A 14,005-nucleotide genomic window follows, 5' to 3' on the forward strand; every position below is an offset into this window, starting at 1 on the left:
GCTCTCCTCCTACTCGCGGGGCAGGCCCAGCGCCCGGGCGATGATGCCGCGCTGGATGTCGTTGGTGCCGCCGCCGATCACGTACATCGGCGCCACCCGCAGGGCGGCGTCGAAGCTGACCGCACCGGCTGGCTGAGGCGAGTCCGGGGTCCCGGGGGCCAGCGCGCCGGCCGGGCCGAGCAGCTCGATCGCGGCCTCGGCCAGCTCCTCGGCAAGCTCCCCGCTGAGCACGGCGGCGACGGGCCCGACAGTCCGGGCCTCGGTCCCTTCCATCGCGCGGGTCGCCCGGACGACGAGCACCCGCGCAGCCTGGAGCCGGGCGGCCAGCGAGGAGAGCCGGGCCAGATCGGCCCCGGCCACCCGCTCGGGGGCTCGGCGCAGCACCGCGAGCAGCGCGTCCAGGTTGCGGCGCATGGTCGCGGCTACCCCGCCCATCACGACCCGCTCGGCGGCCAGCGCGTCGGTGATCACCCGCCACCCGCCGCCGACCTCCCCGACCCGGGCCGAATCGGGGACCCGGACGCCGTCGTAGAAGACCGTGCACGAGACCTCGCCGGAGAGCGCGACGTGCTGTTGCACCTCGATCCCCGGGGTGTCCATCGGTACCAAGAAGATCGTGATCCCGGCGTGCCGCGGCTTGGCGTCCGGGTCGGTGCGCACCGCCAGCCAGACGTGGCTGGCGGTCTGCGCGCGAGTGGTCCAGCTCTTCTGGCCGTCGATCACCCACTCGTCGCCGTCGCGGACCGCCCGGGTCCGCAGGGAGGCGAGGTCGGAGCCGGCCTCGGGCTCGGAGTAGCCAAGGCAGAAGGCCATCTGGCCCTCCCGAATCAGCGGCAGGAACGCCTCCTTCTGCTCCGGCGTCCCGTGCCGCAGCAGCGAGTGGCCCAGCAGCATCGTCGCGCTCATCGCGCGGTCGACCGGGCCGCCGGCGTACTTGAGCTCCTCGTGCAGGACCACCTGCTCCTCGGTGCTCGCGCCGAGCCCGCCATCGGCCGCCGGCCAGCCGAGGGCGAACCAGCCGAGCCGGCTCATCTCCTCGCGCAGCCCCTCGGGGTCGGTCACCCCGTCGGTCATGTGCCGGGCGAGCAGCGCGTGCACCTCCGCGCGGAAGGCCTCGGCCCGCTCGCCCAGGTCGAGGCGAGGCAGGCCGCGCCCGTCGTGGACCAGCGCGCGGGCCACGCCGTCGCGGGCGCCGGCGGCGAGCAGGAGCTTGTCAGCGTGCACGCGGCGGAACAGCGAGGAGGCCTCGTGCTCCTCGAAGAAGCCGATCGCGCCCAGGGTGTGCTGGGCGCCGAAGCCGATGCGGGTGGCAGTGTCGACGACCAGCCGGACCGCCAGGTCGGCGGCCAGGGCGGCGTCGGCGACGACCTCGGCGTCCTCGATCGCACCGGCGCCGGCGGCCAGCGCCACCTGGACCGCCTGGTCGACCAGCGCGGTCGCAGCCATCACGTCGATCTGGGTCGCGGCGGTCCGCTGCTGGACGGCCCCGAAGGCGCCGATCGGCTTCCCGAACTGGTGCCGGACGACGGCGTGCTCGACCGCGAGCTCGTGCATCCGCGCCCCGGCCGCGACCGCCCGGGCCGCGACCGCGAGCCGCTGGGCGTCGAGCAGCGCGCGGAGCCGGGCCGGCCCGACGTCGATCTGCGCGACCGGGTCGCCGGTGGCGACCCGGACCCAGGGCGGGACGGCGAGCCCCTCCTCGGGGGTCGTGCCGGTGACCGGGCGCAGCTCGCCGCGGCCGGCCACGGCGTCGAGCACCAGGAGGTGCGTGGCGTGCTGGGCGCCCTCGAGGGGGCCGTGCCCGCCGTCCGCATCGGGACCGACCTCGGAGACCACGACCCACAGCCCGCCCTCGCCGACTTGCGCGGCCAGCTCGTCGGGCAGCACCTGGGTGGCGACGTACGCGTCGGCGAGCGGGAGCGGGCACGCCCGCCGACCGAGCTCCCGGGACGCGGCGACCAGGAAGGCCAGCGCACCCTCGGGGCCGAGCTCGAACCAGCCCTGCTCGGCGGCCGCCTCGTGCAGCTTCAGGAGGTCGCCGGTGGGCGCCGCGACGGCGTCGGGCCACAGCCCCGCACCGGCGCTGCCCAACGTGCCGGCGACCGAGGCGGCGAAGTCGCGCATGGCCTCCTGCTCGGCGCCGTTCCCGCTGCCCCCGGACCGTTGACTTCCTGAACGCGTCTCGTACATGATCATAGATAGTGGGCGTCGTCACGCGCCGCTGTCAACACCGTCCGAGCAGGAGGACCCGATGCCGAGCACCGAGCGCAGCGGCCGGCCCCGCGACCCCGAGGTCGACCGGCGGGTCGAGGCTGCCGCCCTCGCCGTCTTCGCCCGCCAGGGCTGGGCCGGCTTCAGCATCGAGGCGGTCGCTCGGGAGGCCGGCGTCGGCAAGGCCTCGGTCTACCTGCGCTGGCGCAGCAAGGAGGAGCTGCTCACCGATGCGGTCGCGCACGCCTTCGCCCCCATCGCCGAGATCGACACCGGCCGGGTCCGCGACGACTTGCTGGCGCTGGCAGAGCTGCTCCTCGACCTCTACGAAGGCAGGCACGGCCTGGCCGCCCGCCGGATGACCGTCGAGTCGGAGGTGACGCCCGGCATCGCCGAGCGCTGGCGCGACGTCCGCGCCGCCCAGGTCGCGGCCGCCCGCCGGATCGTCCGCCGCGCCGTCGAGCGGGGCGAGCTTCCCGCGGACGCCCCGGTCACCCTCGTCATCGACACCCTCTGCGGCGCCGCGATGCTCCGGCCCGTCGCCGTCCCCGAGCGGCTCCGCGGCCGCGCCGCCGCCGCCCGCTCCCGCTACGCCCACGACCTCGTCGACTTCGTCCTGGCCGCCGCCCGTGCGGCCAGCAGCTCCGCCACCCGACAGGAGAGCCCCGCATGACCTACGAGCACCTCTTCACCCCGTTCCGCCTCGGCCCGCTCGAGGTCAAGAACCGCGTGGTCCTGCCGCCGCACGGCCACGTGGTCTCAACCCTCTGGGGCAGCGACGAGGAGGCGGAGCGGCACATCGGCTACTGGGCCGCCCGGACCAGCGCCGGCTGGGTCGACGGCGTCTCGGCGCACGTCCGCAACATCATCCCGCCGGGCTTCGAGCCGACCGGGGTCGGCGCCCAGGTGCACGGCCACTTCCGGCAGCCCTGGTTCGTCGACCGGGTGGGCCGGCTGTCCGAGGCCCTGCACGCCGACGGCACCGTGATGACGGTCCAGATGATCCTCCAGGGCGGCATGCCGCAGGGCGCCTCGCCCGTGGTCAGCGGCCCGGTGATCAACCTCGTGCCGCACCCCCTGACCCGCGACGAGATCGACTGGTTCGTCGCGGAGTACCGGCACGGCGCCGAGCAGGTCCGCGCCGCCGGCGCTGACGGGGTGGAGATCCACCTCAACCACGACGACATGCTGGAGTACTTCCTCTCCCCGCTCACCAACCAGCGCACCGACGAGTACGGCGGCTCCCTGGAAAACCGGCTTCGTTTCCCGCTGCGGGTGCTCCGCGCGGTCCGCGAGGCGGTCGGCCCCGGCAAGGTGGTCGGCGTACGCCTCAACCTGCGCGAGGAGGAGCCCGGCGGGTACGACGTCGCCGGCGGCGTCGAGATCGCCCGCGCGCTCGAGGCCAGCGGCGTGGTCGACTACCTCAGCTGCGCGATCGGCAGCCCGTGGGGCAACCCCAGCTACATCCAGTCCCACCACCACAAAGCCTTGGACTTCGCCCACCTCGCCGGCGAGGTGAAGAAGGCCGTCTCGCTGCCGGTCGTCTACACCGGCCGGGTGACCTCGCCCGAGGTCGCCGAGCAGGTGCTGGCCGCCGGCCACGCCGACCTGGTCGGGATGGCCCGCGCCCACCTCGCCGACGGCGAGCTGCTGCGCAAGGCCCGGGAGGGCCGCGAGGACGAGATCCGCCCCTGCGTCGGCGGCAACGAGTGCATCAGCCGACTGCTGATGGAGAAGCTCACCTTCTCCTGCGCGGTCAACCCGACCGCGGGCCGCGAGACTCAGCTGCCCGACCCCGTCACCCGGCGACGTCGCGTCCTCGTCGTCGGCGGCGGGCCCGCCGGCCTGGAGACCGCCGCCCTGGCCGCCGAGCGCGGCCACGAGGTCGAGCTCTGGGAGGCCCAGGAGCACCTCGGCGGCCAGCTCGCCGTCGCCACCCGTGCGCCGAAGTACGACGACTACGCCGCCTACCTGGCCTACCAGGAGCGGCGGCTGGACCGGGTCGGGGTGAAGGTCGAGCGCGGCCGGCGCGGCACCGCCGAGGCGGTCCGCGAGCACGGGGCCGACACCGTCGTCGTCGCCACCGGCGCCACCCCACGCTCCCCGGGGATCCCCGGCGGAGAGCTGCCGCACGTGCACCAGGGCGTCGACGTCCTCCTCGGGGGCCCGGAGCTCGGCGAGCATGTCCTCGTCGTCGCCCACGACGACCACCTGGCCCCTCTGGCTGTCGCCGACTTCCTCGGCGAGCGCGGCCACCGGGTCACCCTGGTCCACGGCACGTCGACCCCCGCCCCCCTGGTCAGCCGCTACCTGCTCGGCTCGGCGCTGGGCCGCCTCGACGACCACGGGGTCGAGCTGCGCGCCAACGAACAGGTCAGCCGGATCGAGGAAGGCCGGGTCGACGTCCGGCACGTCTACTCCCACAAGGTGCGCACCCTCGAGGGGATCGACTCCGTCGTCCTCTCCTGCTCCGGCACCCCCGTGGCCGACCTGCACGACGAGCTCCTCACCGCCGGCGTGGAGTCCCACGTCCTCGGCGACGCCTACGCCCCCCGCCGCCTCGTCTGGGCGACCCGCCAGGCCTACGAGCTCGTCGGCACCTGGTGAGCACCTTCGTGCAGCCAGGGGTCACCAATTGGCTCCACGGCTGCACGAACCCCTCCGGTAGCGATCGACGGCCCCTGCGACCGCAATCACGCACCTGCGCCACACCGGCACGCCAAACGCCGTCCCCACCACCACGAAGGCGCACCCGCGACACACGCGCGAGGACCCCCGGGCCGGGTAGGCCGCGGGTCCTGGCGCGTCAGGGCGCCCTCACTGGAAGTGGGGGAGCACCTCGTTCTTGAACTGCTCGAGGGTGGCGAGCATGCGGTCGGTCTCGAGGGTGTACCACTGCATCCGCAGGATCACCTTGGTGATGCCGATCTCCTCCAGCTCCTTGAGCGCGGTGACCGCGGTCGCGGGGTCGGTGAAAAGGTAGGACTTGTCGGCGACGTCCTCGAGACCGTCCTTGCCCTTGAGGTGGCGGTAGCTGTCGGTCTTGTCGGGGGCCTCGAACGCCGAGTACGCCGCCGTGTTGGCGCCGCGGGCGGTCAGGCCGACCTCGCGTGCCTTCTCGGCATCAGGGTCGAGCACCAGCTCGCGGCGGACGACGACTTCCTGGGCGCGGCCGCGGCCGAGCCGCTCCCGCTCCTCCTGGTAGAAGGCGAGGATCGTGCGCAGCTTCTCGGGCTCGGCGTGCGGGGGCACGATCCAGGCGTCGCCGAGCTTGGCGGCGCGGCGGGCGCCGGCCTTGTGCACGCCCGCGCCGACCCAGATCGGGGGGCCGCCGGCCCGGACCGGTGGGATGCCGATGCTCTCGCCCTTGACGGTGAAGTGCTGGCCCTCGAAGTCGACCTCCTCGCCCGACCACAGGCGGCGGATCAGCTCGACGCCCTCCTCGTAGCGGGCGACCCGGTCGTCCATGGGGATGCCGAACGAGTCGTACTCGTTGCTGCGGTAGCCCATCCCGAAGCCAGCGACGGCGTGGCCGTTGCTGATCTGGTCGAGCGAGGCGAACTGCTCGGCCACGTCGACCGGGTGGTGCAGCGGCAGGATGAACATGTTGGTGCCGAGCTGCATGTCACCGGCGTGCTCGGCGAGCGCGGCCAGGATCGGTACGGGCTGGAAGGTCTGCATGTTGCCCAGGTAGTGGTTGAGCACCCAGACCGAGGAGATGCCAGAGGCGCTGGCGGCACGGACCTGCTCGCGCAGCTCTCCCATCCTCGACGCGGGCGAGACCTCCGACGGGAAGTCGTTCTGCAGGGCGAGGCCGAACTTGAGGGCCATGGTTCCTCCGGGGGTGGCGGTACGGCGGGGGCGCGGACCCGGCGGGCCCGCGCGTGGTCAGCTGCGGAAGGGGCCGTCGCGCCAGGCGAGCGCCTCGCGCAGGCCCTGGGAGCCCGAGATCTTCCCGAACTCCACGCTGGCGGGGGTGACGTGGAAGAGGGCGTCGAACTCGGCGCCCTCCAGGGCGCCGAGGCGCATCCCCATGATCTCGCCCCATCGGTTGATCACGCTCTTGTGCAGGGTGAGCGCGTCGAGCGGCACCTGGGCCATCCGCCGGCACAGTGCCATCGTGGCGTCGTCCAGGTGGTCGGCGGGAAAGACCTTGTTGACGATGCCCAGCCGCTCGGCCTCGACGCCGTCGACGGTGTCGCCGGTGAAGAAGAACTCCTTGGCGCGGGCCAGTCCGATCTTCTGCGGCAGCAGCCCCAGGGTCGGTGGGATGCCGAGGCCGCGACCGGCGGGGTGGCCGAACTTCGCGTCCTCGGCGGCGTAGACGACGTCGGTGACGCCGATCAGGTCGAGACCGCCGGCGAGGCAGTAGCCGTGCACCTGGGAGACGATCGGCTTGCGGTAGCTCATCATCGCCAGCCACCGCTCGATGCCTTCCCGGATCCGCTCGCGGTCCAGGACCACGGAGGACTCACCGAGCTCCACCATCGACCGGGTGCCGGGGGCGGGCGGCTCGGCCTGCTCGCCGGTCCCGGGGGCCATCTTGTAGATCGACGAGCCGCTGTCCATGTCGTAGCCGGAGCAGAAACCGCGGCCGGCGCCGCGGATCCGGATCACCCGCACCGCGTCGCCGGGCTTGAGGTCGGCGAGTGCCGCCTCGAGGTCGGCGCGCAGCTGCGGGCTGAGCGCGTTGATCCGGTCGGGACGGTTGAGCGTGATGGTGGCGACCGCGCCGTCGACGTCGACCTCGACGGTCTCGTACGCCGTCCCGGCGTCGCCGCCGTTCGCGTCCCGGGGCGCGCCCTGGGTGGTGGTCATGGGTTGTTCTCCTCCTCAGGCGGTCTGCTCGGCGAGCCGGCGGCCGATGTGCCGCAGCTGCTGGTTGCCCGCGCCGAGGGTGAACTCGACCCACTTGGCCATCCGGTAGCAGCGGTGCAGCTCGTAGTCGAGGTCGATGCCCATCCCGCCGTGCACGTGCTGGGCAGTGTGCACGACCCGGTGCCCGGCGTCGCCGGCCCAGAACTTCGCCACCTGGACGGCGTCCTGGGCGTCGAGGTCGGCGTCGAGTCGCCAGGCGGCCTGGAGCGAGGTGAGTCGCATGGCCTCGACGTCGATGTAGGCGTCGGCGAGCCGCTGGCGCACGGCCTGGAAGGTGGCGAGCGGCTGGCCGAACTGATCCCGCCCCGACGTGTACGACGCCGCGAGACGCAGCGCGCGTCCGGCCACCCCTGCGGCGATCGAGGCGAGGCCCGCGGAGGCGTGCAGGACGACGTCCTCCAGCGGCGAGTCGCTGCCGGCCGTACCGAGCACGTCGTCGGCGCCGACGGCGACCGTCTCGAGCGTCATCCGACTGGTGGGCCGCCCGGCGACCGTCTCCTGGGTCTCGAGGCTGACCCCGGAGCCGGTCGGGTCGACGAGCAGGAGCACGGTGCCGGGTCCCTCGGCGACGCGGGCCGCGACGAGCACCCGGGTCGCCTCGGGGGCGAGCGTGACCTGGGTCTTGGTGCCGCTGACCTCCCAGCCGTCCCCGGTCGCACGGGCGGTCGTTTCAGGGCGCAGCGGGTCGGCCGAGCCCGGCTCGAGCAGCGCGGCGGTGAGGTGCGTGCGCCCGGCGACCAGGTCGGGAAGCAGGCGCTGCTGCTGCTCGGGGCTGCCGTGCCGGACCAGGGGCAGGGCGCCGAGCACGACGTCCTCCCACAGCGGCACCTGCGCGACGGTGGCGCCGACGGCGAGGAGCACGTGGTGCAGGTCGAGGTAGCCGAGCCCGGCGCCGCCGAGCTCCTCGGGCACGACCGCGCCGACGACGCCGGCATCGACCAACCGGGCGTGCGTGTCGAGGTCCCACCACCGCCCCTCGCGGGCGAGCGCACCCAGGCGGTCGGGGGTCGACCGGTCCTCAAGGATCTCGGTGGCCAGGTCGCGCAGCGCCTCGGTGACGGGGCTGAGGGTGAAGTCCATCGCTCTCTCTCCTTCTGGTCCGCGCTCAGCGCCGCTGCTTGGGCAGGGACAGGCCGGTGCGCGCGATGATCTCCCGCTGCACCTCGTTGGTGCCGCCGCCGAACGTCATCAGGACGGCCCAGCGCATCGCCGACTCCAGCGACTCGCGCAGCTCGGCGCCCGGAGAGCCGTTGACCAACAGCGCGTCGGACTCCATGACCTCCATGAGCAGCCGGAAGGCCTCGACGTAGAACTCGGTGCCGAAGACCTTGACCGCGCTGGCGTCGGCCGGCCGCACGTCGTGGCCGTCGGTCTCCCAAGCGACTTTCCAGTTCATCAGCTGGAGGTACTCGAGCTTGGCGTGGACGCGGGCGAGGTTGAGCTGCACCCACTCCTCGTCGAGGAGGCGCCGCCCCTCAGCGGTCTTGACCCCGGCGGCCCACTCGCGGACGGCCTCGAGCTTGCGGGAGACGGCACCGACGGGCGAGATCGCGACCCGCTCGGCGTTGAGCTGGGAGGTCATCAGGCGCCAGCCCTCGTTCTCCTCCCCCACTCGGTTGGTCACGGGGACGCGGACGTCCTGGTAGTAGCCGGCGCTCGTGAAGCCGCCGCGCAGGGTGTGGATCGGGGTCCAGCTGAAGCCCGGGCTGTCGGTCGGCACGATGATGATCGAGATGCCGGCGTGCTTGGAGGCCTCAGGGTCGGTGCGCGTGGCGAGCCAGACGTAGTCGGCGTGGTGGATCAGGCTGGTCCACATCTTCTGACCGTTGATCACGTACTCGTCGCCGTCCCGCACGGCGCGGGTCTTGAGCGAGGCGAGGTCGCTGCCGGCGCCGGGCTCGGAGTAGCCGACGGAGAAGTGGATCTCCCCGGCGGCGATCCTCGGCAGGTAGGAGGCGCGCTGCTCGTCGCTGCCGAAGGCCATCAGGGTGGGCCCCACGGTGTTGAGCGTCAGCCACGGCATCGGGACGCCGAGGTGCTGGGTCTCCTCGAAGAAGATGTAGCTCTCCACCTGCGACAGCCCACGGCCGCCGTACTCCTCGGGCCACGAGACCGTAAGCCAGCCGTCCTGCCCGAGCCGCTGGATCACGTCGCGGTACGCCGAGTCCTGGGCGTCCTCGTAGTTGTCGAAGGCGGCCCGCACCTCGGGGGTGATGAACGCACGGAAGTAGTCCCGGATCTCGCGTCGGAACTCCTCCTGCGCGGGCGTGTACGAGATGTGCACCTCAGGTCCTCCCTGCCGGAGTCAATTCATGCTTATCATTATCCAACTTGGATCCGAGGTCAATGGACAGCCGGCATCACGTCGTGGGCGAAGACCCGCATCGCCTCCCGCTGCACGCCGGGATCCATCCCCGGCCAGTACAGGCGCGGGATGAAGTGGAAGTCCAACCCCTGCGCTGCGTCGGCGTACGCGGAGACCCCGGCCGCGACCTCCTCAGGTGTCCCTACCAGGGCGCCCTGGCGCAGCCGGGCGCGGACCTGGGCGGTCGGCTCGGGTGGAGCCCCGGGGCCGGCGGCGCGGCCACCGAACGGCTCTGCCATGTCCTTGTACTTCCACTCGGAGTAGTGGAGGTGGCGCTCCACCACGTCCCAGGCGCCGTCGCCGGGCCAGGCCAGCACCGGGCAGTGCACACCGACGCTGACCTCGGACAGGTCGCGCCCCTGCGCCTTCACCTCGTCGACGAACGTCGACACCTGGGCGGCCATCTCCTCGGGACCGACGCGCGCGGCGAGCAGGCCGTCGGCGGCGCGGGCAGTGCGCCGGATGCCGGCCCTGGTGCGCGCGCCTATCCAGATGGGCGGTCCCCCTGGCCGGAACGGCTTCGGGTGGACGGAGACGGGCGCGGCGTCCGGGCCTCCCTGGACGGTGCCGCCACCCCAGGCGCCGCGGAGCACCGCGAGGGTGTGGTCCATGGCAGCACCCAGGCCCTCCTTGCTCCGGCCGAGCCCGGCGAACTCCTCGTCGCGGTAGCCGGCGCCGATCCCGAGCAGCAGCCGCCCGCGGGAGAGCAGGTCCACCGTCGCGGCGTCCTCGGCGAGCCGCACCGGGTCGTGCAGCGGCGCGACCAGGATCCCGGTGGCGACCGTGAGCGTGGTGGTGCGTGCGGCGATCGCCGCGGCGACCGGGAGCAGGCTGGGCATGTAGCCGTCGTCGACGAAGTGGTGCTCCGAGAGCCAGGCGGAGTCGAACCCGAGCTCCTCGGCGAGGACGCACAGGTCGAGGACGTCGGCGTAGAGGTCGGCGTCGGTGCGTGGGTCGCGGGGGTCGTGCTGGGCGGTCACCATCCCGAAGCCGAAGGAGATCTCCCGGTCGCGCTGCGTGCTCATGCTTCCTCCTCGGCGGGGACGGGGTCGGCCCACATCGGCGACCGACCCTCGGCGCGGGCGGCCGACGCCTCGGCGACGTCGGGGTGGTCCCACATCTCGTCGATCGCGGCCCAGGCGTCGGGCACCAGGTCCTCTACCTGGGCGCGGGTACGCCGCCGCAGCAGCGCCAGCGTGCGGCGGACGGCGGTGGGCGACTGCGCCGCGATCATGCGGGCCAGGTCGTGCGCGCGCTCGAGCAGCCGCTCGCCGGGCACGACCTCGCTGACCAACCCGACGGCCTGGGCCTGCCGGGCGTCCATCCGGTACGCCGCCCCGGCCAGCACCAGCGGCGCCACCGCGGCCGATCCGGCGCGCGCGGCGAGCTGAAGCGCGCACGGGCCGCTCGTCTGGCCGAGCGACACGTGCGGGTCGGAGAACCACGCGTCCTCCGCAGCGAGCACCACGTCCGCATCGGCGACGAAGCGCAGCGCCCCGCCGAGGCAGAGGCCGTTGACCGCCACCAACACCGGCACCTCGAGCACCGGGCTCGGCAGGTAGTCGCCCGACGCGCGGCGCGCGTCGCGCGCGCCGTCGCCGGGGACACGGTCGGCCCGGGCGAGCTCTGTGAAGTCAGCGCCCGCCGAGAAGGCCCGGCCCTCCCCCGTCATGATCACGACCCGCACGGACGGGTCGGCGGCCAGCCCCGGCCAGAGCGAGGCCAGCTCGGCGCGCGTCCGTGAGTCCAGCGCGTTGAGCCGGTCGGCGCGCGCCAGGCGCACCTCGGCGACGCCCGCCGCGACCGAGACGCCGAGCGTCTCCCAGGGGCGTGCCCACTCGTGCAGCGACGGGCGCTCGCCTCTCGCGTCCTGCGCCGACGGCTCCTGGACGGTCACGTCCACCACGTCCCTTCCTCGAGCACACGCGCGTTGTCCGCACCGGTCGGCCGCGGCGGGCGGGGGGTGCTCGCCGGCGTCCGGGAGAACCGCGGCGCCGGCGCGGCCTGGACCACGCCGTCGACCTCGACAAACGTGCCCCGCTCCACCAGATGCGGGTGCTGCTTGGCCTCGTCGAAGCCGAGCACAGGCGTCACGCAGGCATCGGTGCCGTCGAACACCTCCAGCCACTCCGCGCGCGGACGGGAACGAAAGAGCTCAGCGAACCGGCCCTTGGTCGCCGGCCAGCCGTCCCGGTCGTACTGCGAGGGCAGCTCGTCGGACTCGATCCCCAGCCCGGCCAGGAGCGCGGCGTAGAACTGCGGCTCCAGCGCGCCGACGGCGACGTCGAGGCGGTCGGCGCAGCGGTACACGTCGTAGAAGGGGGCGCCGCCGTCGACCACGTTGCTCGCGGGGGTGGCCCGCCACTCGCCGCGCCCGCGGAGACTCCAGAAGGCCTGGACCAGCAGGGAGGCGCCGTCAACCATGGCCGCGTCGACCACCTGGCCGCGCCCGGAGCGCTCGCGCTCCCACAGGGCGGCGAGCACGCCCACGAGCAGCAGCATGGAGCCGCCGCCGTAGTCCCCCACGAGGTTGAGCGGGACGGTCGGCGGCTGGCCGGACCGGGCGATGGCCCCGAGCGCCCCGGTGACGCCGATGTAGTTCAGATCGTGGCCCACGGCGTCGGCGAACGGGCCGCTCTGGCCCCAGCCGGTCATCCGGCCGTAGACCAGCCGCGGGTTGCGCGCGAGCATCTCCTCGGGACCCAGGCCTAGCCGCTCCGTGACGCCGGGACGGAACCCCTCCAGCAGCACGTCGGCCCGGGCGACGAGATCCTGGACCCGCGCGAGGTCGCCGGCGTCCTTGAGGTCGGCGGTCACCGAGTGACGGTTGCGGAGGAGCTGGTCGCGACGGCCGCGGGCAGCCCCGGCCTCGTCGGTCGGCCGATCGACCCGGACCACCTCGGCACCGAGGTCGGCGAGCACCATCGCGGCGTGCGGGCCGGGGCCGATCCCCCCCAGCTCCACGACCCGCAGCCCGGCGAGCGGCCCTTCCCCCTGGGCGGGCGCGGTCATGCGACGGGCTCGAGGCGCTTGGCGGCCTCGCGCTTGATGATCTTGCCCGAGGCGGTGCGGGTCAGGTTCTCGCGGCTGAGCACCACGCGCTTGGGGCACTTGTAGTCCGCGAGCCGTTCGCGACAGAAGGCGATGAGCCCGGCCTCCTCGAGCGCCGCTCCGTCCTCGATGACCACGACCGCGACCACCTCCTCGCCCCACTTCTCCGAGGGAGCTCCGATGACGGCGGCCTCGAGCACGCCCTCGGCCGCGATCAGCACGTGCTCGACCTCGGCGGGATACACGTTGAGTCCGCCGGTGACGATCAGCTCCTTGGAGCGGCCGGTGATCGAGAAGAGCCCCTTCTCGTCGACCGCCCCGAGGTCGCCCGTCCACAGCCAGCCGTCGCGGATCGCCTTGGCGGTCGCCTCGGGCTCGTTCCAGTAGCCGCGCATCAGCTGGCGCCCGCGGAGCAGGATCTCACCCACCTCGCCGGCGGGCAGGTCCTCGCCGGTCTCGGGGTGGACGACCTTGGCCTCCAGGTAGAACGACGGCCGGCCGGCCTTGCCGAACTCGTGCGACTCCTGCGGCGCGAGGGTGAGGCCTGTCCCGCCCGACTCGCTCAGCCCGTAGCCCTGGGTCAGGGCGACGTCGCGGGCGGCGTACGCCTCCATCAGCGCGGCCGGCACCGGGGCGCCGCCGGTGCGGGCGAGCCGCAGCGACGTGAGGTCGGCGGCGGGCCAGTCGGGGTGGTCGGCGAGCCGCTGGCACATGGTCGGCACGCCATGGAAGAGAGTGGCGCGGCGGCTGGTGATCAGCTCCAGCAGGTGGCCGGGGTCCGCGGACTCCGCCAGCACCAGCTCGGCGCCGGAGTGGGCCGCGCTGGTGGCCACGTTCATGCCGCCCGTGTAGCAGAGGGGCAGCGGGGTCACGAGCCGGTCCTCGTTGCTGTAGGCGTGGATCAGGATGGCGTCCATCGAGCCCCACAGGAACGCCTCGTGGGCGTGCTGCACCGCGCGCGGAGTGCCGGTGGTGCCCGAGGTGAAGAGCAGGAAGCCGTCGTCGGTCCAGCGGGCCGCCGGCTCGATGCACGCCGCTGTGCCGTCGTCGGCCGGCCACTCCTCCTTGTGCAGGGTCGGCAGGTCGACCCCTGAGCGCTCGACGAGCGAGTCGAAGTGCGCCTCGGTGACCAGGATGCTCATGCCAACGTGCTCGGCGGCGAACGCCAGCTCGGGCGGGGCGTATCGGACGTTGACCGGGACGAAGATCCCGCCGATCCGCGAGACCGCGTGCAGCGTCTCGACGAACTGCACGCAGTTGTTCATCAGGCAGCCGACCCGGTCACCCGGGGCGACGCCGAGGCCGCGAAGCCGGTCGGCGAGCACGTCGACGCGCCGGTCCAGGTCGGCCCAGGTGAGCCGCTCGTCGCGGTGGGAGACCGCCGCTCCGCCCGCGTTGATCGTGGCCCACTTCCGGACCCAGGAGTCGACACCCTCCACGACACACCTCCGCTGCTCGACGACGCCCTGGCGGACGTTTGCTCGCAATCAATCCTATTCA

General features: G+C 73.5%; 11 protein-coding genes. 2 read left to right on the top strand and 9 right to left on the bottom strand.

Annotated elements, in window-relative coordinates:
- Positions 1 to 9: 9 nt before the first annotated feature.
- Positions 10 to 2,124 carry an acyl-CoA dehydrogenase gene (locus H7344_RS07115; RefSeq protein WP_186345316.1) on the bottom strand — a complete coding sequence of 705 codons (2,115 nt, stop codon included), beginning with the start codon at positions 2,122 to 2,124 and terminating at the stop codon, positions 10 to 12.
- A 127-nt stretch (positions 2,125 to 2,251) separates the two neighbouring features.
- Between H7344_RS07115 and H7344_RS07120 the strand changes: the two genes are divergently transcribed.
- Both H7344_RS07120 and H7344_RS07125 read left to right on the top strand, forming a co-directional pair.
- Positions 2,252 to 2,884, top strand: coding sequence for a TetR/AcrR family transcriptional regulator (locus H7344_RS07120; protein ID WP_186345317.1), 633 nt, complete (start codon positions 2,252 to 2,254; stop codon positions 2,882 to 2,884).
- Positions 2,881 to 4,818 (top strand): oxidoreductase, encoded by a 1,938-nt coding sequence (locus H7344_RS07125; protein ID WP_186345318.1) that lies wholly within the window; start codon positions 2,881 to 2,883, stop codon positions 4,816 to 4,818. The genes H7344_RS07120 and H7344_RS07125 overlap by 4 nt, the downstream gene beginning before the upstream one ends.
- 210 nt (positions 4,819 to 5,028) lie before the next feature.
- On the opposite strand, the gene H7344_RS07130 is transcribed toward H7344_RS07125, so the two are convergent.
- From H7344_RS07130 to H7344_RS07165, 8 genes are read right to left on the bottom strand one after another with little or no spacing between them, the layout of a single operon-like run.
- Positions 5,029 to 6,042 carry an LLM class flavin-dependent oxidoreductase gene (locus H7344_RS07130; protein ID WP_186345319.1) on the bottom strand — a complete coding sequence of 338 codons (1,014 nt, stop codon included), beginning with the start codon at positions 6,040 to 6,042 and terminating at the stop codon, positions 5,029 to 5,031.
- A 57-nt stretch (positions 6,043 to 6,099) separates the two neighbouring features.
- Entirely contained in the window at positions 6,100 to 7,029 is a 930-nt protein-coding gene (locus tag H7344_RS07135; RefSeq protein WP_186345320.1) for an enoyl-CoA hydratase-related protein, read from the bottom strand.
- 15 nt (positions 7,030 to 7,044) lie between these two features.
- Complete coding sequence (locus H7344_RS07140) at positions 7,045 to 8,169, bottom strand: acyl-CoA dehydrogenase family protein (protein ID WP_186345321.1); 1,125 nt, start codon at positions 8,167 to 8,169, stop codon at positions 7,045 to 7,047.
- 25 nt (positions 8,170 to 8,194) lie between these two features.
- Positions 8,195 to 9,373, bottom strand: coding sequence for an acyl-CoA dehydrogenase family protein (locus H7344_RS07145; protein WP_186345322.1), 1,179 nt, complete (start codon positions 9,371 to 9,373; stop codon positions 8,195 to 8,197).
- A 59-nt stretch (positions 9,374 to 9,432) separates the two neighbouring features.
- Positions 9,433 to 10,479 (bottom strand): LLM class flavin-dependent oxidoreductase, encoded by a 1,047-nt coding sequence (locus H7344_RS07150; RefSeq protein WP_186345323.1) that lies wholly within the window; start codon positions 10,477 to 10,479, stop codon positions 9,433 to 9,435.
- Positions 10,476 to 11,360: an enoyl-CoA hydratase/isomerase family protein gene (locus tag H7344_RS07155; RefSeq protein WP_186345324.1), complete on the bottom strand. Its 885-nt coding sequence runs from the start codon at positions 11,358 to 11,360 to the stop codon at positions 10,476 to 10,478. The genes H7344_RS07150 and H7344_RS07155 overlap by 4 nt, the downstream gene beginning before the upstream one ends.
- Positions 11,348 to 12,466: a CaiB/BaiF CoA transferase family protein gene (locus H7344_RS07160; protein WP_186345325.1), complete on the bottom strand. Its 1,119-nt coding sequence runs from the start codon at positions 12,464 to 12,466 to the stop codon at positions 11,348 to 11,350. Before H7344_RS07160 ends, H7344_RS07155 begins: the two co-directional genes overlap by 13 nt.
- Positions 12,463 to 13,992, bottom strand: coding sequence for a class I adenylate-forming enzyme family protein (locus tag H7344_RS07165; RefSeq protein ID WP_186345326.1), 1,530 nt, complete (start codon positions 13,990 to 13,992; stop codon positions 12,463 to 12,465). Before H7344_RS07165 ends, H7344_RS07160 begins: the two co-directional genes overlap by 4 nt.
- Between the last annotated feature and the right edge of the window lie 13 nt (positions 13,993 to 14,005).

Origin of the sequence: Nocardioides deserti (assembly GCF_014266025.1) — a bacterium.
In the GTDB taxonomy this organism is placed as follows: domain Bacteria; phylum Actinomycetota; class Actinomycetes; order Propionibacteriales; family Nocardioidaceae; genus Nocardioides; species Nocardioides deserti.

Coding starts and splice junctions, on each gene's coding strand:
- H7344_RS07115 (WP_186345316.1), bottom strand. CDS start 2,124: ATGCGCGACTTCGCCGCCTCGGTCGCCGGCACGTTGGGCAGCGCCGGT.
- H7344_RS07120 (WP_186345317.1), top strand. CDS start 2,252: ATGCCGAGCACCGAGCGCAGCGGCCGGCCCCGCGACCCCGAGGTCGAC.
- H7344_RS07125 (WP_186345318.1), top strand. CDS start 2,881: ATGACCTACGAGCACCTCTTCACCCCGTTCCGCCTCGGCCCGCTCGAG.
- H7344_RS07130 (WP_186345319.1), bottom strand. CDS start 6,042: ATGGCCCTCAAGTTCGGCCTCGCCCTGCAGAACGACTTCCCGTCGGAG.
- H7344_RS07135 (WP_186345320.1), bottom strand. CDS start 7,029: ATGACCACCACCCAGGGCGCGCCCCGGGACGCGAACGGCGGCGACGCC.
- H7344_RS07140 (WP_186345321.1), bottom strand. CDS start 8,169: ATGGACTTCACCCTCAGCCCCGTCACCGAGGCGCTGCGCGACCTGGCC.
- H7344_RS07150 (WP_186345323.1), bottom strand. CDS start 10,479: ATGAGCACGCAGCGCGACCGGGAGATCTCCTTCGGCTTCGGGATGGTG.
- H7344_RS07160 (WP_186345325.1), bottom strand. CDS start 12,466: ATGACCGCGCCCGCCCAGGGGGAAGGGCCGCTCGCCGGGCTGCGGGTC.